This window comes from Nocardia brasiliensis IFM 10847, assembly GCF_000710915.1.
GTDB classification, from domain to species: domain Bacteria; phylum Actinomycetota; class Actinomycetes; order Mycobacteriales; family Mycobacteriaceae; genus Nocardia; species Nocardia brasiliensis_A.
In genome coordinates, this window is record NZ_BAUA01000104.1 from 1 (window position 1) to 19,897 (window position 19,897).

The following is a 19,897-nucleotide window of genomic DNA, read 5'->3' on the forward strand; positions in this document are numbered from 1 at the left end:
CCCGGTGGCGGTCCCGGCGGTGGCGCGGGTCGTCCCGGCGGCGGTGGCGGTGGCTACCGCGGCGGCGGCGCGCCCGGTGGTGGCGCCGGTGCCGGCACGGGTGCGCCCGGTGCCGGTGGCGCCGCGGGTGGTTTCCGTGGTCGTCCCGGTGGCGGCGGTGGCCGTCCGGGTGGTCCCGGTGGCCGTGGTGGTGCGGCGGGTGCGTTCGGTCGCCCCGGTGGCGCCCCGCGTCGTGGCCGTAAGTCGAAGCGGGCCAAGCGCGCCGAGTACGAGAGCATGCAGGCGCCCGCCGTCGGCGGCGTGCGGCTGCCGCGCGGTAACGGCGAGATCATCCGGCTCGCCCGCGGCGCCTCGCTGTCGGACTTCGCGGAGAAGATCGACGCGAACCCGGCCGCCCTGGTGCAGGCCCTGTTCAACCTCGGTGAGATGGTCACCGCGACCCAGTCGGTGAACGACGAGACGCTCGAGCTGCTCGGCAGCGAGATGAACTACGTCGTGCACGTGGTCAGCCCCGAGGACGAGGACCGCGAGCTGCTGGAATCGTTCGACCTGACCTACGGCGAGGACGAGGGCGGCGAAGACGATCTCGAGCAGCGTCCGCCGGTGGTGACCGTGATGGGTCACGTCGACCACGGTAAGACCCGACTGCTGGACACGATCCGCAAGGCCAACGTCCGCGAGGGCGAGGCGGGCGGCATCACCCAGCACATCGGCGCCTACCAGGTGCTCACCCACCTCGGCGAGCAGGACCGGCTCATCACCTTCATCGACACCCCGGGTCACGAGGCGTTCACCGCCATGCGTGCCCGCGGTGCGAAGGCCACCGACATCGCGATCCTGGTGGTCGCCGCCGACGACGGCGTCATGCCGCAGACGGTGGAGGCGATCAACCACGCGCAGGCGGCCGACGTGCCGATCGTGGTGGCGGTCAACAAGATCGACAAGGAGGGCGCGAACCCGGACAAGGTCCGGCAGCAGCTGACCGAGTACAACCTGGTGGCCGAGGAATACGGTGGCGACACCATGTTCGTCAACATCTCGGCGCGGCAGGGCACCAACATCGACCAGCTGCTCGAGGCCGTCCTGCTCACTGCGGACGCGGCGCTCGACCTGCGGGCCAACCCGGACATGGACGCGCAGGGTGTCGCCATCGAGGCGCACCTCGACCGTGGCCGCGGCCCGGTGGCGACCGTGCTGATCCAGCGCGGCACGCTGCGCGTCGGCGATTCGATCGTGGCGGGCGACGCCTACGGTCGCGTCCGGCGCATGGTCGACGAGCACGGTGACGACGTCACCGAGGCGCTGCCGTCGCGGCCGGTCCAGGTCATCGGCTTCACGTCGGTGCCGGGCGCCGGTGACAACCTGCTCGTGGTCGACGAGGACCGGATCGCTCGCCAGATCGCCGACCGGCGCAACGCGCGCAAGCGCAACGCACTGGCCGCGCGCAGCCGCAAGCGGATCAGCCTGGAAGATCTGGATGCCGCCCTGAAGGAGACTTCGGAGCTCAACCTGATCCTCAAGGGCGACAACTCCGGTACCGTCGAGGCCCTCGAAGAGGCGCTGCTCGGCATCCAGATCGACGACGAGGTGCGGCTGCGAGTCATCGACCGCGGTGTCGGTGGTGTCACCGAGACCAACGTCAACCTGGCGTCGGCGTCGAACGCGATCATCATCGGGTTCAACGTCCGGGCCGAGGGCAAGGCGACCGAGCTGGCCAACCGCGAAGGCGTGGACATCCGGTACTACTCGGTGATCTACCAGGCCATCGACGAGATCGAGAAGGCCCTCAAGGGCATGCTCAAGCCGATCTACGAAGAGGTCGAGCTGGGCCGGGCGGAGATCCGCGCGATCTTCCGTTCGTCGAAGGTCGGCAACATCGCCGGTTGCATGGTCACCTCGGGTTCGGTCAAGCGCAACGCCAAGGCGCGCCTGCTCCGCGACAACGTGGTGATCGCCGAAACCGTCACCATCTCCTCCTTGAAGCGGGAAAAGGACGACGTCACCGAGGTCCGCGAGGGCTTCGAATGCGGTTTGACGCTGACCTACAACGACATCAAGGAAGGCGACATCATCGAGGCCTACGAGCTGCGCGAAAAGCCGCGCGACTGAGCTCTGGACCGTGCGTCACGCCCGGCGTGACGCACGGTCCGGCCTTTCGAACTTTGTGAGGTGGATGGGTGTACCTGGGTGCACTGGAGTTCGACCTCCTCCTGGGGGATGTGCATTCGCTCAAGGAGAAACGCTCGGTGATCCGGCCGATCCTGGCCGAACTACAGCGTTTCGGGGTGAGTGCCGCCGAGGGTGGGGAGCACGACCGCCATCGTCGCTCGTTGCTCGGGGTCGCCTTGGTCAGTTCCGGTATGGATCACCTGACCGAGGTACTCGATCGTTGCGAGCGGCACGTCGCGGCACGTCCGGAGTTACAGTTGCTGGCAGTGCGCCGCAGGATCTTCGGACCCGAAGATTGACCGTGGCGGGAGGTCCGTTCACTCCCGTCACCAGTGAAAAGAGGAGGGTTCAGCCATGGTGGATCAAGCCAGGGCACGCCGACTCGCGAAGCGGATTTCCTCGATCGTGGCGACCGCGATCGAATACGAGATCAAGGATCCGCGGCTGGGTTTCGTGACCATCACCGACGCCAAGGTCACCGGCGATCTACGCGAGGCGACGGTGTACTACACGGTGCTGGGCGAAACCTTGGACGCCGAACCGGACTACGAGGGCGCCGCGCAGGGGCTGGAGAAGGCCAAGGGCGTGCTGCGCTCGAAGGTCGGCGCGGGCACCGGCGTGAAGTTCACGCCGACCCTGGCGTTCGTGCTCGACAAGGTGCCCGAGGTAGCGGCGGATATGGAAGCGCTGCTGGCCAAGGCCAGGGCGGCGGACGAGGCGGTGGCCAAGGTGGCCGCGACCGCCCGGCACGCCGGTGACGCCGACCCCTACAAGGTCGAACGCGACGACGAGTGACGTGCGGTAGACGATGACGACGATGCGGGAAACAGTCGACCTCGAACCGGCTGTCGAGGCAATGAAAGCCGCCCGCTCGGTCACCGTCCTCTGTCATGTGCAACCGGATGCCGACACGGTCGGCAGTGGTCTCGCGCTGGCGTTGGTGCTGCACCGGCGCGGGATCCCGGTATGGGTGTCGTTCGCCGAGCCCGCCGAGCTGCCGGAATCGATGCGGTCGCTGCCCGGTGTGCAGCATCTGGTGCCGCCCGCCGAGGTTCCGGCGCAAGTCGATCTGCTGATCGCGGTCGACTGCGGCAGTGCCGGGCGCCTCGGCGCACTCGCCGACCGAATGGCCGGGGCCGCAACGGTTCTGGTGCTCGACCATCATCGATCCAATACCCGGTTCGGCACGATCAACGTGATCGATCCCGGTGCGGAATCCACTACCAGCTTGATCGTGCGAGTGCTCGACACGTGGGGCATTCCGATCGATCCCGAAGTGGCGCACTGCCTCTACGCGGGACTGGTGACCGATACCGGATCGTTCCGCTGGGTGCGTCCCGGCACCCACGTGCTGGCCGAGCGGCTGCTCGCGACCGGCATCGACGGCGCCGAGATCGCCCGAACTCTGTTGGACACCCACCCTTTCGGCTGGCTGACCATGCTGTCGAAGGTGCTGGGCACCACCCAGCTCGTGCCGCAGGTGCGCGGCGGCATCGGGCTGGTGTACGCGTTCGTGCGGCGCGACGATATCGCCGAGGTGAGTTCCGAAGAGGCCGAAAGCGTCATCGACATCGTCCGCACCACCTCGGAAGCGGGAATCGCCGCGGTGTTCAAGCAATCTCGCACCGTGGCCGACCGCTGGACGGTGTCGCTGCGGTCCCGTGACAGCAGGCCGGGCGCGAACGACGGCGTGGACGTCGCCGAGATCGCGAGCGGACTCGGCGGCGGGGGGCATCGGTTCGCCGCGGGCTACACCGCCTACGGCACCGCCGACGATCTCGTCGCCACCCTCCTGGCCGCGCTGGAGTGAGCGGCTCACGTTCATTGGACTGCGCACCTCGGGCCGGGACTCGCAGGTCGAGTCTGCTGGTCTTCGAGGCCGCGGCGCTTGCAGCGCGTGCGCGATGGGTGTTTTGTCGGTGCCGCATGGCAGGGTGATCGCCGTGGCGCGGTCCGCCGGGGGTCCGCGGCTGCTCGGCCCGTGCTGGTCGGTGTCGCTTCCAGGCTTGCCGCGTAGCCCGGCGATATCCGTCGTGCCGACGGGTGTAGCCAAAAGTGTTGTGGTGAGGGAGGTCCGATGAGCGGGCGAAGCATGGTCGGATCGTCGCGCACGGTCCGGTGCGAATGTGGGCCGTGCGAGGCGCGGGTAGGACAGCGCGGGGCACGATCCGAACGCGGGCAGAGCGGGGCGCGGGAGCGGCGGTGTGGGGCTCGACCCGAGCGTGGGTCACGCGTGGCGCGGGTAGGACAGCGCGTGGTTCGACCCGGACCTGGGCAATGCGGGGCGTGGGAAAGGTATTGCGCGCCATCGGGTGTGGCGGTGTCGAGTGACGGGGTGGATGCGTGAGCGGGGAGCGTGGGTGGCCGATCGAGGACGATCCGGCCGCGGGTGCCGCGCCGTCGACCGTGGCGACCGGTGAGGTGGAGGCCGAGCCTGTGGGGCAGGCGGGTCCGCGGCGGATTCTCGGGCTGGCGATTCCGACGCTCGGTGTGCTCGTCGCCGAACCGCTCTATCTGCTGTTCGATCTGGCGGTGGTCGGGCGGTTGGGCGCGCTCGCGCTGGCGGGGCTCGCGGTGGGCGGATTGATTCTGGCGCAGGTGAGTTCGCAGCTGACGTTTCTGTCCTATGGGACGACGGCGCGGGCGGCGCGCAGGCACGGGGCGGGGGACGAGCGGGGCGCAGTGGCCGAAGGTGTGCAGGCGACGTGGCTGGCGATCGGTGTGGGACTGGCGATTCTGGTGCTGGTCCAGTTGTGCGCGGTCCCGCTGACCAACGCGATCTCGGGCGGCGGGGATATCGCCGACGAGGCTCTGCTGTGGGTGCGGGTGGCGCTGTTCGGGGTGCCGCTCATCTTGATCTCCATGGCGGGCAACGGGTGGTTGCGCGGCGTGCAGGAAACGCGCCGTCCGCTGATCTATGTCGTTGCCGGGCTTGCGATTTCGGGGGTGCTGTGCCCGGTGCTGGTGCACGGGCTGCTCGGCGCGCCCCGGATGGAACTGCCCGGTTCGGCGGTCGCGAACGTGATCGGCCAGCTGGTGATGGCGGCGCTGTTCCTGAATGCCCTTGTTCGCCGGCGGGTTCCACTCGCGCCGCACTGGTCGGTGATGCGGGCGCAACTGGTGCTCGGTCGCGATCTGATCGTGCGCAGCCTCGCCTTCCAGGCCTGCTTCGTGTCGGCTGCGGCCGTGGCGTCCCGCTTCGGCGCGGCCTCGGTCGCGGCGCACCAGCTGGTGCTGCAACTCTGGAATTTCCTTGCGCTGACTCTGGATTCGCTCGCCATCGCCGCGCAGACCCTGGTCGGTGCCGCGCTCGGTGCGAACGACGCGGCCGGCGCGCGGACGCTGGCTCGGCGCGTCACCCAGTGGTCGGAGATCTTCGCCCTCGGGCTCGCCGCGTGTTTCGCCGCGGGCGCTGTGCTGATCCCGAAGCTGTTCACCGACGATCCCGCGGTGCTGGACCGGACCCATGTCGCGTGGTGGTTCTTCGTCGGCATCATCCCGGTCGCGGGCGTCGTGTTCGCCCTCGACGGCGTCCTGCTCGGTGCGGGCGACGCCGCCTATCTGCGGACCAGCACGCTCGGCTCGGCGCTGCTCGGCTTCCTCCCCGCCATCTGGCTCTCGCTGGCGTTCGACTGGGGGATCGCCGGAATCTGGGCCGGGCTGGTGGCTTTCATGGTGCTGCGGCTGGCTGCGGTGTCGTGGCGGGCGGCGTCCGGTCGCTGGGCGCAGGTGGGCGCGGAGGTTCCCGGCCGCGAAAAGGCCGCCGGTTGACGAACGAAACCCCGGGCCGCGCCCGGGGTTTCGCGCTCCGTACGGTGCGTCAGTTGGGCAGGAAGCAGCGGTCGGCCGGTAACGCCTCGACCGTGCCCGCGGGCACCGACACCTTGGCGCAGGCCAGGGTCGGGTACGTGCCGGGCGTCTGCGAGTCGCCCTCGTAGTCGGCGCAGTAGGTGACGGCCAGATGGTCGCCTGCGGCCACCTCGCGGCTCAGGGTGAAGTTCGCCGGTGCGGCGGCTCGGTCGGACAGCTCGTTCTGCTGCGGATCGCCGTCGATCAGCAGCGTGCACTGCACCTGAGCGGCGGGTAAATCGGAGCTGATCGTGGTCAACGTGGCGGTGACTGTGCTGCCCGCGACTTGTAAGGTCGCGCTGCTCGGCGGGATGGTGACGGCCGCCCCGGCGAGGCCGGGAGCGGCGATGATGGCTGCCGCGGCCGATGATGCCACGGCAAACCCTCGAATTGTGTTGCGTGCGATCATGGCCCGCAACCTACCGTGTTGCTTGCTTCGATTCGGAAGTTTCGGGATTCCGTTTGTCAGGTCGCCGCACGCCGCGGTCGGTGATCTCGGCGCGCCCGGGGGTGGGCGGCGCGGAGGGGGTGGGTGTGCTTAAGGTGGGTGTGGTGATACCCAAGTTGATGGCGGTGAGCGACATTCACGTCGGGCACCAGGGGAATCGGCCGGTCGTCGAGCAGATCAAGGCCGACTCGCCGGAGGACTGGCTGATCGTGGCCGGGGACGTGGGGGAGAAGACCGACGACATCCGGTGGGCGCTGGAGCTGCTGCGTGGCCGGTTCGCGAAGGTGATCTGGGTGCCGGGCAACCACGAACTGTGGACCACGGCGAAGGACCCGGTGCAGATGACCGGCGCCGCCCGCTACGACTACCTGGTGTCGATCTGCCGCGATCTCGATGTGCTGACCCCGGAGGACCCCTTCCCGGCGTGGGAGGGCGCGGGTGCGGAGCAGTACGGCGGGTCGGTGACATTGGCGCCGATGTTCGTGCTCTACGACTACACCTGGCTGCCCGAGGGCGCGACCACCAAGGCCGAGGGCCTCGCGATCGCGCGGGACCGCAATGTGGTCGCCACCGACGAGTACCTGCTCTCCCCGGACCCGTATCTGACCCGCGATGCCTGGTGCAACGCCCGCGTGCAGGTCACCAAGCGCAAGCTGGACGCGCTGCCCGAGGGCACGCCGCTGGTGCTGATCAATCACTTCCCGCTGGTCCGCCAGCCGACGGACGTGCTGTTCTACCCCGAGTTCGCGCTCTGGTGCGGCACCGACCAGACCGCCGACTGGCACACCCGCTACAACGTGGTCTGCTCGGTCTACGGTCACCTGCACATCCCGCGCACCTCGCACTACGACGGCGTCCGCTTCGAAGAGGTGTCGCTCGGCTATCCGCGCGAATGGCAGCGCCGCGGCCTCCCGGACCGCCTGCTCCGCCAGATCCTGCCCGCCCCGGAGTATCCGCCGGGCACGTTGAACGAGTGGGGCGGCCACTTCCAGGTCACCCCGGAGATGAAGGCCGCCGCCGAGGAGATGCGCCTGAAGGCCAGGCGCCGCCGTGGGCTGTGAGTCGGCCCCGCTGCGGCGGCACGGTGCCTGCCGGCCTGCCGCTGCGGCGATTTGATTCCCGACGTAACTACTGATTTGGTGTGTGCATGGGTAACTCGTCGGATACCGGCGAACTCAGCGACTTGTCTACCGCCGGACGCCCGCTGAAGCAGCGTGGCACGCGAGTCTGGCCTGAATTCGCGGGGAGGCGGACGAGCTGATCGAGAACATATTGCCTGCGGGGGTTGCGTCGGCCGAGCTGCTGAAGTATCCGGCGGACCTGACGGCGCATCCGGCGGAAGAGCATCTCATCGCGAAGGCCGTGGAGAAGCGGCGGCGGGACTTCATCGGCGCCCGGCACTGCGCGCGCCTGGCGCTGGCCGAGCTCGGCGAGCCGCCGGTGGCGATCGGCAAGGGCGAGCGCGGCGCGCCGATCTGGCCGCGCGGGATCGTCGGCAGCCTCACCCACTGCGACGGGTACCGAGCCGCGGCGCTCGGGCACAAGCTGCGCTTCCGTTCGATCGGGATCGACGCCGAACCGCACGCGGAACTGCCGGAGGGCGTACTGGATTCGGTCTCGCTGCCGCCGGAGCGCGAATGGCTGCGCGCGACGGATTCCCCGCTGCACCTGGACCGCCTGATCTTCTGCGCGAAGGAAGCGACGTTCAAGGCGTGGTGGCCGCTCACCCTGCGCTGGCTGGGCTTCGAGGACGCGCACATCACCTTCGAACTCGAGAACAACGCCGTCGGCGCCGGCCACGGCACGTTCCACAGCCAGATCCTGGTGCCCGGGCAGACGAACGACGGTGGCGTGCCGCTGTTGTCGTTCGACGGCAAGTGGCAGATCGTCGACGGTTTCATCCTCACTGCGATCGTGCACGTCTGATGGCCGGTCTCGGCGGGTTGCTGATCGTCGACAAGGACGGTGGCTGGACCAGTCACGATGTCGTCGCGAAGTGCCGGAAACTGCTGCACACCAAGAAGATCGGGCATGCGGGCACGCTCGATCCGATGGCCACCGGCGTGCTCGTGCTCGGCGTGGACCGCGCGACCAAGCTGCTCGGTCTGCTCACCCTCACCACCAAGGCCTACACCGCGACGATCCGGCTCGGTCAGGCCACCAGCACCGACGATGCCGAGGGCGAGGTGCTCGCGACCATCCCGGCGCTGCACCTCGCCGATGCCGAAATCGCCGCGCACACCGCGAAACTCACCGGTGACATCGATCAGGTGCCCGCCACGGTGAGCGCGATCAAGGTGGACGGGGAACGCGCCTATGCCCGGCATCGCGCGGGCGAGGACGTCCAGTTGGCCGCCCGGCCGGTCACAGTGTCCCGGTTCGACATTCTCGGCCGCCGCGACGTTGCCGAGGGCGAGTTCGTCGATCTCGACGTGGTCGTCGAATGTTCTTCCGGCACCTATATTCGGGCGTTGGCGCGCGACCTGGGCGCGGCGCTCGGCGTCGGCGGGCATCTGACCGCGTTGCGCCGCACCAGGGTCGGCCCGTTCACCCTCGAACATGCCCGCACCCTGGACGAATTGGCGGTGGCCGCCGAATCGGACGGCTCGTTGCTCAGCCTCGACATGGACGAGGCCGTGCGAACCGCCTTCCCGCACCGCGAGATCGACGAGAACCAAGCAGAGGACTTGCGCAACGGCCGGTGGCTCGAGCCGGTCGGCCTGCGCGGCGTCTACGCGGCGATCGATCCGGCGGGCCGGGCGATCGCGCTGCTCCAGGAGAGCGGTAAGCGGGCGGCGTCGGTCATGGTCGTGCGGCCGTCCAACCTGTAGCGGCGGATCGGAAGCTACTGCGGCCCAGCCGTTTCGGCGGTGGCGAGGTCGGGGCCGAGAATCGGCTGCAGTGCGCCGAGCAGTGCACCCTTGCTGATCTCGAGCAGTTCGGCGCGGGAGTAGTGCTGGTTCTCCAGCCATTCGACGGTGAGCACCCGGACGAAGGTGAGCCAGCTGCGGAGTATCGAGGACCGTCGCCGTCTACGGCTGGCCGCACTAATTCCAGATCGTCCTCACCGCGATCGCGGCCGTCTTGCCCCCGCTGTACTTCTGGCTCGCGAGCGCGGACGAAAAACGCCTCGGCGCATCCGCACCGGTGCACAGCACCGTAGCCTTCAGTCGAGTTGTGCCGCCGCCCCTGATCCATGGGGATTGACCGGTGGTAACCGTCGCGTGCAAAGTGGCGATAGGCGGGGTATCTGGTTGCTCTGACGGGGGAGGTGGCGGCGATGGTCGGTCGCAGGACGGTACGTGTGGTGGGGGTGCTCTTCGCGGTGCTGCTGGCCGGGGCCGGGTGCGGTGGGGATGCGGAGCCATCGGAGGGAAAACCGACGAGTTCCGCAACGCAGCGGTCGACAACCGTTGTGGCGTCGCCAGATCCGTCACCCGCTCAACCGCCGAAGCTGATTCCGTCACCCGGTCAGCCGCCGCGGGTCACGCCGCCGCCCGGCAACCCGCCGCCCGGCAACCCGCCGCCCGGCAATCCGCCGCCCGGTATGGGGACGGCGATCATCAAGACCCGGACTCTTTCTCAGGCGCCGGTGCCCAATGTGCCGGTCTATGTGACCTTGGTGCAGCCGTGTGACCCTGCATCGCACGACATTCCGCTCGGTGAGACCAGGGAAGTGCTGAACCGGCAAGCGGTCACCGACGGCTCCGGTTCGGCCACCTTCGCGGTGCCGCTCGGCTGCTATCGGTTCGGCATGGGCACCCCGCCGCCCGGCACGAAACCGGTTCCGGAGGGGATGCACCAGCTCTTCCTGGTCCGCGAGGCCGACGTGGTCGAAGGCCTGCTGCGGTTCGACGACACCGGGCAGCCGCAGTGCTCCTCGGGGGCGATCGCGCACGACCTGGACGATATCGGCGGGCTGACCGAATACCAGGCCGAGGTGCACTACTGCGACGGCGCCTGGGGTGTCATCGCCTGGGATGCGCCCGGTGACAGTCAGCGAATAGTCCGGCGCGGCAACGGCGGCTGGGTCACCTATCTGGTCTTTCCGCACGACCAGTGCTGGTCGAAGGCCGCCGCCGACGGCGTCCCCGAGAGCCTGCGGCACTACTTCAGCTGCTGACTGCTCCGATCGGCGGCGATGGCCTGGACGGCGCCGCGCATGTGCTCGACCAGCAGTTTGCGCGCGCGGGCGGCGGGTCCGGCGCCGATCGCGTCCCGGAGTTCGACGTGTTCGCGTGCTTGCTCGTGCAGGTCCGGATTGGTGGTCTGCAAGGCGCCCAGGCACATTCGGGTCTCGATCAGCAGGGTGCGGGCAGCGCGGGCCAGCCGCGGACTGCCCGCGCTGTCCACCAGCGCGACGTGGAAGGCCTGATCGGCGTCGGAAAGCCCGGCGGCGTCACCGTTTTCGGCGGCCGCGCACATCTGCTCGACGCTCTCGCCGAGCGCCGCGTACGCGATCTCGCGGCGGCCGTCCAGGATCAGCTCCAGCGCACCGCCCTCGATGGCGGTCCTGGCGTGGTAGATGTCGGCGACGTCGTCGAGGGTGAGGTCGATGACGAAGATGCCGCGATGCCTGATGCTGTGCAGCAGACCCTCGGACACGAGTCGCTGCATGGCCTCGCGGACCGGCCCGCGGGACACGTCGAAGCGGGCGGCGAGGTCGGCCTCGCCGAGTTGGTCGCCGGGCGCGAAGCTGCCGCGCATGATCGCCTCGCGCAGTCGGTCGGCGATCACCTCGGCCGTCGACTGCCTGCTGACCGGCTCGATCTCAACGAGCGGCATGAGCGTGCCTTTCTGTGAACAGGGTGCCTAGAACTGGGCAGGTCGCGGTGTGGCCCGCCAGTCGCAGCCCGGCCCAGATGGTGACCTGGTTCGCGGTCAGCACCGGCTTGCCGAGGGCGGCTTCCAGTTCCGGCAGCACGGCAAGCGTATGCATGGCCGTGTCCGGGATGAGCAGCGCCTGGGCTTCGGGGTGATCGTTGGCCACGGCCAGCTGCCGAACCTGGGCGGCGTCCAGTGTGCCGACCTCTGCGGCGGTATCGATGCCCGCGCTGCGCATCGAGACGACGCGGATGCCCGCGTCGGCGAGGAATTCGACGAACAGCCGCGCGACCTCGTCCGGATAGCTGGCGGCGATGGCGACGGTGTCCAGGCCGAGTGCGTGCACCGCGTCGACGAAGGCGAGGCTGGTGCTGGTCGCGGGTACGCCCGCGGCGGCGGCCAGCGCGTCGACCTGCTCGCGTGCCCCGCGCGGACCGTAGACGAAACTGCCTGAGGTACAGGCCCAGACCACGGACTGCGGCCGGTGCGGGCGAGCAGTTCGGCGCCGTGGCGCAGCTTGTCGGGGCTACCCAGGTCCAGCAACTCGGCGACGGCGTGCAGGTCGGTGCCGTAGATATGGGCCACCGGCAGGTCGGCGCCGAGCACCGCGGCGGCCCGCGGGTAGTCGTCCTCGGCCGCGTGATCGGGGTAGATGAAACCGACTGTGGTGGTGTGCATGTGCTGTGCTCCCGATCAGAAGACGTTCAGTAGCCATTTGCCCGGGCCCATCATCGGCAGCTTCATCCGGCCGAGGCAGGCCCACATGGTGAGCTGGTTGGCGGTGAGGACGGGTTTGCCGAGGGCCTGTTCCAGCGGCTCGATCACGTCGTAGGTGGGCAGGTTGGTGCAGCTGACGAAAATCGCCTGAGCCTGCGGGTCGTTCGCGCCGACGATGCGCTCGGCGATGGTGCGGTAGTTGACTTTCCAGATGCCGCCGCCGAGACCGAGATGGTCGGAGCGGATGACGCTGCACCCGGCCTCGCCGAGGAACTCGTGCAGCTTGTTGGTCAGCACCTCGTCGTACGGCGTCAGCACCGAGAGCCGGGTGATGTCGAGGTGCCGGATCGCCTCGAGCAACGCGCCCGAGGTGGTCACCGCGTCCAATGCGCCTGCGGCGCAGATTGTTTCCCGTAGGGATCGTTCGTACGCGAGTCCCTTGATGAAACTGCCCGAGGTGCACAGGTACGCCACCACTTCCGGCTCGACGTGCAGCACGTCGCGGGTCGCGGTGGTCAGATGCGCCGGGTTCGAGACGAGTTCGGCCATCGCCAAGGAAACAGGGACGGGTTCGTACGGGGTGCGGGCCAGATGCAGGCTCACCTCCATCGGTGCCCAGCGCCAGAGCTCGCGCTCGAGCGCGAGGTCGAACGGCGCGATGATACCGATGCCCCGCTGTGCGACCGGGCCCTCGATATCCGGGAAGCTGAGTTCCATACGGCCCCTCTCGCACTCAGCTGGGTAGACCTCCGAACGCGATCGGATTGTTGACAATCATACGATGCGATCTTAGTGTGTCAATGTGGAAACGGGCCCCATTGTCACCGTCCTGCACAGTGACCGCGTGCCCGAGGCGGATCTGATGGCCGCCGTGGCGGCTCGCGCCACTGTGCGCTACACCGAGGCAGCCGGTCTCGCGACCGCCCTGCGCGGTGCCGACGTGCTGTTCGTCTACGACTTCCTGACCCGCGCCCTACCCGGCGCGTGGCCGGCGGCCGACCGGCTGCGATGGTTGCACATGGGCTCGACCGGGGTGGACCCGGCGATGTTCCCGGAACTGCGGGCCAGCGACGTAGTGGTGACCAATACGCGTGGTCTGTTCGACACGGCCATCGCGGAATACGTGCTCGGCCAGATCCTGGGCTTCGCCAAGGATCTGCCCGGCGCGCTGCGCAGGCAGCTGCGCCACGAATGGGAACATCGCGAGAACGAACGGATAGCGGGCGCCACCGTGCTGATCGTCGGCACCGGTTCGATCGGCCGTGCCATCGCGCGACTGTTGCGCGCGGCCGGGATGAACATCCGGGCGGTGGGCCGGCGAATGCGCTCGGACGACCCGGATTTCGGCGCGGTGGGCACGGACTTGCACGCCGAGTTGCCCGCGGCCGACTATGTGGTGGCGATCGCCCCGCTGACGCCGCAGACCCGGAACATGTTCGGCGCGAGGGAATTCGCCGCGATGAAACCGCATGCGAGGTTTGTCAACGTGGGCCGCGGGGAACTCGTAGTTACCGACGATCTGGTCGCCGCCCTCGGCGCCGGGTCGATCGCCGGGGCGGCGCTCGATGTGGTCGCGCCCGAGCCGCTGCCCCCCGACCACCCGCTGTGGGATCTGCCGAACGTGTCGATCACACCGCACAATTCGGGCGATTTCATCGGCTGGCGGACCGAGATCGTCTCCGTGTTCGCCGAGAACTTCGACAACTGGATCGCCGGTCGGCCACTGCGCAACGTGGTCGACAAAGAGCTGGGGTACGTGCCCGGCTGAAGGAGCCCCGAGAATGAGCGAACACCGTGAGCGAATCATGTGCCAGCGCGCCGTAGGCATGGCGGAACCGAGCGCCAGCGAGGTGCAGCCATGAGTTACCCCGATATCAATATTCCGACCGAGCCCGCGGCGATGACCGCCGTCCAGTTGGTCTCGGCCTACGCCGCGGGCGCGCTCTCACCGGTCGAGGCGACCGAGGCCGTGCTGGCCGCCATCGCCGCCAACGATCCGGCGGTGAACGCGTACTGCCTGGTCGATCCCGATCGAGCGCTCGTGCAGGCCAAGGACTCCGAGGCGCGCTGGCATTCCGGGCACGCGCGCGGACTGCTCGACGGTGTGCCGATCTCGATCAAGGACATCTTCCTCACCGAGGGCTGGCCGACGCGTCGCGGCTCCACGTCGGTCGATCCGGCCGGTCCGTGGACGGTGGACAGCCCGGTGGCCGCGCGGCTGCGCGAGGACGGCATGGTTTTCCTCGGCAAGACGACGACGCCCGAAATCGCTTGGAAGGCAGTCACGGACAGCCCGCTGACCGGAATCACCCGCAACCCGGTGGATCCGGCGACGACGGCGGGCGGCTCGTCCGGCGGCAGCGCGGCGGCGGTCGCGGGCGGGATGGGGCCGGTCTCGGTCGGCACCGACGGCGGCGGCAGCATTCGCATCCCGGCGGCGTTCTGCGGCATCGTCGGTTTCAAGCCGACGCACGGGCGGATTCCGCTGTATCCGGCGAGCCCGTTCGGTCCGTTGGCGCACGCGGGCCCGATGACCCGCACGGTCGAGGACGCGGCGCTGCTGATGGACATTCTCTCGCTGCCCGATCCGCGCGACCCGACGAGCCTCGCGCCGACCCTGACGACCTTCCGCGGCCAGGTGGTGCGCGACGTGCGCGGACTCACCGTCGCCTATTCGCCGACCCTGGGTTATGCGAAGGTCGATCCCGAGGTGGCCGCCCTCGTCGACGCCGCGGTCCGTAAGCTCGGCGAGGCCGAATTACGGGTGGCCACAGCCGATCCCGGTTTCGCGGATCCGCGCGAGGCGTTCGAGCTGCTGTGGGCGGCGGGCGCCGCCACCATGCTGTCGAAATTCCCCGCCGGGTCGCCTGAGCGGGTAGATCCCGCGCTGCGGGAGGTCTGGGAGCAGGGCGACGCCGTGCGGGCGGTGGACTATCTCGACGCACGTAACGAGGCGGCGCAACTCGGCATCACCATGGGAACCTTCCACGCCGCCTACGACGTGCTGATCACTCCGACGATGCCGATCAACGCGTTCGAAGCCGGACACGACGTGCCGCCCGGCAGCGGCCTGACGAGCTGGCCGCAGTGGACGCCGTTCACCTACCCGTTCAACATGACTCAGCAGCCCGCGATCAGCATCCCGGTCGGCACCACCGCGGCCGGACTACCGGTCGGGCTCCAGATCGTCGGCCCGCGCCACTCCGACGACCTGGTCCTCGCCGTCGCCCGCTACGCCGAACACGTTCTGGCGCAGTAGGGCCGGTGCGGCCGCCGCGCACCTCTCATGCCGCCGCGCACGAATTCGTCGATGAATTCGTGCGCGGGAGGCGAGTTCGTGCGCGGGGTCAGGCGCGGGCGAAGGCCAGCGTCTCGCCGGAGACGCCGTGCAGCCACAGGTCGTTGCAGGCGGCGGCGATATCGGCCAGGCCATCCTCGATCGTGGCGAAGACGTTGCCGGGCACCCAGCCCATGTCGCCGTTGATGAGCAAGTTGTTGCGGCCGTAGAAGATCGCCAGATCGGTCGCGCCCTGGTCGTGGTGCGCGGTCGAGCCCGGCTCGTAGCCGTAGGCCGGGTTGCCGATCTCCCAGGCTTCGAAATCGAACAGGCAGACATCGCCCGGGATCGGCGTGACCGTCGGGTTCTCCCGATGCGGGGCCGCGCCGATGCGGGGGACCAGGGTGTAGACCTCGTTGCGGGCGTACTTGGCGTGGAAGGCGTCGCCCTCCTGCGGGAGCGCGTCCCACACGGCGGCGCAGGTGTGCGGCGCCTCGGCGTCGAGCAGCCGGGCGCGGCAGGTGACGGCGGCTTTGGTCAGGGTGATGGTGATGAAACGAGCCATTGCTGTCTGCTTTCTGTTGTCGCGCGGGTCGATGTGCGGGACTCACAGGCGTCTGTTCGGCTACCGCGAGGCTATCGCCGGGCAGGCCGAGGTGCACGCGCCGCGGGGGCCTGCGGGTCAGAGTTCGGCAAGCACCTCGGTCCAGATCGCGAGCGCGTCATCGATCTGGGTCGCGGTCACGATGAGGGGCGGGATCATGCGCACTACGTTCATGTGCGCGCCGCAGGTGAGCAGCAACAGTCCCTTCTCGACCGCGAGCCGCTGTGCGGCGCTCGCCGTCTCGGTATCGGGTTCGCCTGTCGCGGTGGTGAATTCGGCTCCGGCGAGCAAGCCGAGGCCGCGTACGTCACCGATCGCCTTGGTGGCGCTCGCGCGCAACCCGGCGAGCAGTTGCGCGCCGCGGGCGGCGGCGTTGTCCACCAGGTGCTCGGATTCGATGACCTCCAGGGTCGCCACGGCGGCGGCGCAGGCCACGGCGTTGCCGCCATAGGTGCCGCCCTGTGAACCCGGCCAGGCCTTGGCCATCAGCTCGCGCGAGGCCGCGATACCCGAGAGCGGGAAGCCGCTGGCGAGCCCCTTCGCGATGGTGATGATGTCGGGTCGCACGTCGAAATGCTGGTGCCCGAAGAACTTTCCGGTGCGACCGAACCCGGTCTGGATCTCATCGATCACGAGCAGGATGCCGTGCCGGTCGGCGCGTTCGCGCAGGCCGCGGAAGAAGGCGGTGTTGCCGGGGATGTAGCCGCCCTCGCCGAGCATCGGCTCGACCACGAACGCGGCGGTCTCCGCGGGCGAGGTGAGCGTGGCGAACAGATAATCGAGCTCGCGCAGCGCGAACGCGGTCGCCTCCTGCTCGGTCCAGCCGTAGCGGAACGCGGTCGGGAAGGGCGCCACGTGCACGCCGGACATGAGCGGGCTGAAACCTGCGGAGAACCGGGTGCCCGATGTGGTCATGGTGGCCGCCGCGACGGTGCGACCGTGGAAACCGCCGTGGAAGACCACGACATTCGGCCGTCCGGTCGCCTGGCGCGCCAGCCGCAGCGCGGCTTCGATCGCCTCGCTGCCGGAGTTGGCGAAGAACAGCGCGTCCAGTCCCGCAGGCAGGACTGTGCCCAGGCGCTCGACGAGCTGCAGCATCGGCCGGTGCATGACGGTGGTGTATTGGCCGTGGATCAGGCTGCCCACCTGGGCTTGCGCCGCCGCGACCACGTGCGGGTGGCAGTGGCCGGTGCTGGTGACACCGATGCCGGCGGTGAAGTCGAGGTAGCGGCGTCCATCGGTGCCGTGCAGGTAGCAGCCGGTGCCGTGATCGACGGTCACCGGTGTGGCCTGGCGCAGAACGGGCGAAAGTTCGGTCATGGTGATCCGCCTCCCGGGCAGTGGTGCGATCGCAACATCCGGAGATTGTCTATTGTCGGATTGTTGACAATATGCATAACATGGCGGGGGAGGTCGCAGCAATAGCGTGCGGCTGCCTCCTGGTAGCGAAAGGAGTCCGGCGCCGATGCTCACCGAGACCGTGTCCGCCGCGGAGCGGGCCGTAATCGACACCGTGCCAACGGGTTTGTATATCGACGGACAGTGGTGCGCGACGAATGCCGAACTGCCCGTGCTGGATCCGGCCACCGGCACCGTGTTGTGCGCGGTCGCCGATGCGAGACCGCAGGACGGGCTCGACGCGTTGACCGCGGCGCACCAGGCCCAGGCGGCCTGGGCGGCGACACCGCCTCGGGCCCGCGCCGATCTGCTCATGCGTGCGCACCACGCGCTGCTCGACGACACCGACCGGCTCGCGCTGATCACGACGCTGGAGATGGGCAAGCCGATCGCCGAGGCGCGCGGCGAAATCATCTATGCCGCAGAGTTCTTCCGCTGGTTCGCCGAAGAAGCCGTCCGCTCGGACGGTGGCTACCTGCCCGCCCCGACGGGCGGTTCCCGGTTCCTGGTGACCAAGCAGCCGGTGGGCCCCAGCCTGCTGATCACGCCGTGGAACTTCCCGATGGCGATGGGCGCGCGCAAGATCGCGCCCGCGCTCGCCGCCGGCTGCACCTGTGTGGTGAAACCCGCTGAGCAGACGCCGTTGTCGATGCTCGCGCTCGCCGATCTGCTCGATCGCGCCGGGCTGCCGCGCGGTGTCGTGAACGTGCTGACCACCGCCGACCCCGGTGCGCTGATGACGCCGCTGATCTTGGACGAGCGCTCGCGCAAACTGTCTTTCACCGGTTCCACCGCCGTCGGCAAACGCCTGCTCGAGCAGTGCGCGCGCACGGTCATGCGCACCTCGATGGAGCTCGGCGGCAACGCGGCGTTCATCGTGTTCGACGACGCGGATCTGGACGAGGCCGTCGAGGGCGCGCTCGCGGCCAAGATGCGCAATATCGGGCAGGCCTGCACGGCGGCGAACCGGATCTTCGTGCAGCGCGGCATCGTCGACGAGTTCGCCGCCCGGCTCGCCGAGCGGATGGCGGCCTTGCCGATGGGGCGTGGCACCGAGCCGGGGGTTGTCGTCGGCCCGTTGATCGACGCCGACGCGGTCACGAAGGTCACCGAACTCGTCGCCGACGCGCGCCGCCGTGGCGCCCGCGTGCTCACCGGCGCCACCGTGCTCGACGGGCCCGGCAACTTCTATCCGGCGACGGTGCTGGTCGGCGTGCCCGACGATGCGGCGATGTGCCACACCGAGATCTTCGGCCCGGTCGCCTCGATCACGACCTTCGACACCGAGGACGAGGTGGTCGCCCGCGCCAACAACACGCCCTACGGCCTGGTCGGCTACGTCTTCACCGAGCAATTGCGCCGCGGCCTGCGTGTGTGCGAGGCCTTGGAAACCGGCATGGTCGGGCTCAATCAGGGCGTGGTGTCCAACCCGGCCGCACCGTTCGGCGGTGTCAAGGAATCCGGGCTCGGCCGCGAAGGCGGGATGATCGGCATCGACGAATTCCTCGAGACCAAATACATCGGAGTGCGACTGTGACAGCGCCCAGGTACCGCATCGCGACCATCCCCGGCGACGGCATCGGCGTGGACGTCACCGCCGCTGCCGTCTCGGTGCTCGACGCCGTGCTGCCCGGTCTCGAGTGGACCGAATTCGATTGGTCCTGCGCGAATTATCTGACCACCGGCCGGATGATGCCCCCCGACGGTCCCGAACAGCTCGCCGGCTTCGACGCGATCCTGCTCGGCGCCGTCGGCTTTCCCGGTGTGCCCGACCATGTTTCGCTGTGGGGCCTGCTGATTCCGTTGCGCCGTGCCTTCGGTCAGTACGTCAATCTGCGCCCGGTCCGGCTGCTGCCCGGCACCGAGTCGGCGCTGCGCGGGCGCGGCGCCGAGGATCTGGACCTCCTCATCGTGCGGGAGAACTCCGAGGGCGAATACTCCGAGATCGGCGGCACGCACAATCCGGGCCGCGCGGACGAGTTCGTGCTCCAGGAGTCGGTGTTCACCCGGGTCGGGTGTGAACGGATCATCCGGTACGCGTTCGAGCGGGCTCGGGAACGCGGCGGCCGGCTGTGCTCGGCCACCAAATCGAACGGTCTGATCCACTCGATGCCCTACTGGGACAGCGTGTTCGAACGGATCGCCGCCGACTACCCCGATGTGCAGACCCGGCAGATGCACGTGGACGCGCTCGCGGCGGAGATCGTGCTGCACCCGGATCGGCTTGACGTGATCGTGGGTTCGAACCTGTTCGGCGACATCCTGTCCGACCTCGCCGCGGCCGTGACCGGCGGCCTCGGGCTCGCCCCCTCGGGCAACATCAACCCCGAGCGCACCGCACCGTCGATGTTCGAGGCGGTGCACGGCAGCGCGCCCGATATCGCGGGCCAGGGCATCGCCGATCCGATCGCGCAGATCCTCGCGGGCGCAATGCTGCTCGACCACCTCGGCGAAACCGCCGCGGCGGCCGCGGTGGACCGGGCGGTGTGCGACGTACTCGGCACAGGCGAAGTGCGCACGCCGGATCTGGGTGGCGACGCGACCACGACCGAACTCGCCGCCGCCATCGCGGACCGCGCCACCGAATTGGTCGCTTCCCCGCCGGGCTAAG

19 protein-coding genes and 1 pseudogene are annotated in these 19,897 nt (G+C 69.1%); 13 read left to right on the forward strand and 7 right to left on the reverse strand.

Features of this window, described 5'->3' with window-relative positions; translation table 11 throughout:
• From infB to NBRGI_RS21845, 5 genes are all read left to right on the forward strand, one after another.
• The coding region (gene infB, locus NBRGI_RS21825; RefSeq protein WP_029899118.1) for a translation initiation factor IF-2 at positions 1 to 2,109 on the forward strand (2,109 nt) is incomplete at its 5' end.
• A 68-nt stretch (positions 2,110 to 2,177) separates the two neighbouring features.
• Positions 2,178 to 2,468, forward strand: a complete 291-nt coding sequence (locus NBRGI_RS21830; RefSeq protein WP_014986911.1) for a DUF503 domain-containing protein — start codon at positions 2,178 to 2,180, stop codon at positions 2,466 to 2,468.
• Between the two features lie 55 nt (positions 2,469 to 2,523).
• Positions 2,524 to 2,964, forward strand: a complete 441-nt coding sequence (gene rbfA / locus NBRGI_RS21835) for a 30S ribosome-binding factor RbfA (protein ID WP_014986910.1) — start codon at positions 2,524 to 2,526, stop codon at positions 2,962 to 2,964.
• A 13-nt stretch (positions 2,965 to 2,977) separates the two neighbouring features.
• Positions 2,978 to 3,979 (forward strand): DHH family phosphoesterase, encoded by a 1,002-nt coding sequence (locus tag NBRGI_RS21840; protein WP_029899119.1) that lies wholly within the window; start codon positions 2,978 to 2,980, stop codon positions 3,977 to 3,979.
• A 611-nt stretch (positions 3,980 to 4,590) separates the two neighbouring features.
• On the forward strand, positions 4,591 to 5,940 hold the full coding sequence (locus NBRGI_RS21845; protein WP_029899120.1) for an MATE family efflux transporter: 1,350 nt from the start codon (positions 4,591 to 4,593) through the stop codon (positions 5,938 to 5,940).
• Between the two features lie 49 nt (positions 5,941 to 5,989).
• Here the strand turns inward: NBRGI_RS21845 and NBRGI_RS21850 are convergent, their stop codons facing one another.
• Positions 5,990 to 6,394 carry a hypothetical protein gene (locus NBRGI_RS21850; protein ID WP_148310901.1) on the reverse strand — a complete coding sequence of 135 codons (405 nt, stop codon included), beginning with the start codon at positions 6,392 to 6,394 and terminating at the stop codon, positions 5,990 to 5,992.
• A 176-nt stretch (positions 6,395 to 6,570) separates the two neighbouring features.
• On the opposite strand from NBRGI_RS21850, the gene NBRGI_RS21855 reads away from it, so the two are divergent.
• The 3 genes from NBRGI_RS21855 to truB all read left to right on the forward strand — a co-directional run bounded on the left by NBRGI_RS21855 (position 6,571) and on the right by truB (position 9,297).
• The gene (locus tag NBRGI_RS21855) at positions 6,571 to 7,527 is read left to right on the forward strand and encodes a metallophosphoesterase family protein (protein WP_148310902.1); all 957 of its coding nucleotides are present in this window, start codon (positions 6,571 to 6,573) and stop codon (positions 7,525 to 7,527) included.
• A 196-nt stretch (positions 7,528 to 7,723) separates the two neighbouring features.
• Positions 7,724 to 8,392: a 4'-phosphopantetheinyl transferase Npt gene (gene npt / locus NBRGI_RS21860; protein ID WP_029899123.1), complete on the forward strand. Its 669-nt coding sequence runs from the start codon at positions 7,724 to 7,726 to the stop codon at positions 8,390 to 8,392.
• On the forward strand, positions 8,392 to 9,297 hold the full coding sequence (truB, locus tag NBRGI_RS21865; protein WP_029899124.1) for a tRNA pseudouridine(55) synthase TruB: 906 nt from the start codon (positions 8,392 to 8,394) through the stop codon (positions 9,295 to 9,297). The genes npt and truB overlap by 1 nt, the downstream gene beginning before the upstream one ends.
• A gap of 14 nt (positions 9,298 to 9,311) precedes the next feature.
• On the opposite strand, the gene NBRGI_RS46535 is transcribed toward truB, so the two are convergent.
• Positions 9,312 to 9,452: a hypothetical protein gene (locus NBRGI_RS46535; protein ID WP_200882208.1), complete on the reverse strand. Its 141-nt coding sequence runs from the start codon at positions 9,450 to 9,452 to the stop codon at positions 9,312 to 9,314.
• A gap of 429 nt (positions 9,453 to 9,881) precedes the next feature.
• On the opposite strand from NBRGI_RS46535, the gene NBRGI_RS21875 reads away from it, so the two are divergent.
• Complete coding sequence (locus NBRGI_RS21875; protein ID WP_235211063.1) at positions 9,882 to 10,589, forward strand: hypothetical protein; 708 nt, start codon at positions 9,882 to 9,884, stop codon at positions 10,587 to 10,589.
• Here NBRGI_RS21875 and NBRGI_RS21880 read toward each other — a convergent pair.
• The 3 genes and pseudogenes from NBRGI_RS21880 to NBRGI_RS21890 form a co-directional block, all read right to left on the reverse strand.
• Positions 10,574 to 11,251 (reverse strand): GntR family transcriptional regulator, encoded by a 678-nt coding sequence (locus tag NBRGI_RS21880; RefSeq protein ID WP_029899126.1) that lies wholly within the window; start codon positions 11,249 to 11,251, stop codon positions 10,574 to 10,576. The two genes, NBRGI_RS21875 and NBRGI_RS21880, sit on opposite strands and share 16 nt — an antisense overlap.
• Positions 11,238 to 11,968 (reverse strand): annotated as a pseudogene (locus NBRGI_RS44075) (maleate cis-trans isomerase family protein). The gene NBRGI_RS21880 and the pseudogene NBRGI_RS44075 overlap by 14 nt, the downstream one beginning before the upstream one ends.
• A gap of 15 nt (positions 11,969 to 11,983) precedes the next feature.
• On the reverse strand, positions 11,984 to 12,724 hold the full coding sequence (locus tag NBRGI_RS21890) for a maleate cis-trans isomerase family protein (RefSeq protein ID WP_029899127.1): 741 nt from the start codon (positions 12,722 to 12,724) through the stop codon (positions 11,984 to 11,986).
• An 85-nt stretch (positions 12,725 to 12,809) separates the two neighbouring features.
• Between NBRGI_RS21890 and NBRGI_RS21895 the strand changes: the two genes are divergently transcribed.
• Positions 12,810 to 13,775: a D-2-hydroxyacid dehydrogenase gene (locus NBRGI_RS21895; RefSeq protein WP_029899128.1), complete on the forward strand. Its 966-nt coding sequence runs from the start codon at positions 12,810 to 12,812 to the stop codon at positions 13,773 to 13,775.
• 105 nt (positions 13,776 to 13,880) lie between these two features.
• Entirely contained in the window at positions 13,881 to 15,266 is a 1,386-nt protein-coding gene (locus tag NBRGI_RS21900; RefSeq protein ID WP_200882210.1) for an amidase, read from the forward strand.
• Positions 15,267 to 15,354: 88 nt separating this feature from the next.
• On the opposite strand, the gene NBRGI_RS21905 is transcribed toward NBRGI_RS21900, so the two are convergent.
• A complete protein-coding gene (locus NBRGI_RS21905) occupies positions 15,355 to 15,849 on the reverse strand; it encodes a DUF3830 family protein (RefSeq protein ID WP_029899130.1) in 495 nt (164 codons plus the stop codon).
• A gap of 117 nt (positions 15,850 to 15,966) precedes the next feature.
• Complete coding sequence (locus tag NBRGI_RS21910) at positions 15,967 to 17,208, reverse strand: aspartate aminotransferase family protein (RefSeq protein ID WP_029899131.1); 1,242 nt, start codon at positions 17,206 to 17,208, stop codon at positions 15,967 to 15,969.
• 145 nt (positions 17,209 to 17,353) lie between these two features.
• On the opposite strand from NBRGI_RS21910, the gene NBRGI_RS21915 reads away from it, so the two are divergent.
• Together NBRGI_RS21915 and NBRGI_RS21920 are read left to right on the forward strand one after the other, a co-directional pair.
• Positions 17,354 to 18,823 (forward strand): NAD-dependent succinate-semialdehyde dehydrogenase, encoded by a 1,470-nt coding sequence (locus tag NBRGI_RS21915; protein WP_029899132.1) that lies wholly within the window; start codon positions 17,354 to 17,356, stop codon positions 18,821 to 18,823.
• A complete protein-coding gene (locus NBRGI_RS21920; protein WP_029899133.1) occupies positions 18,820 to 19,896 on the forward strand; it encodes a tartrate dehydrogenase in 1,077 nt (358 codons plus the stop codon). The genes NBRGI_RS21915 and NBRGI_RS21920 overlap by 4 nt, the downstream gene beginning before the upstream one ends.
• Position 19,897: the final 1 nt, after the last annotated feature.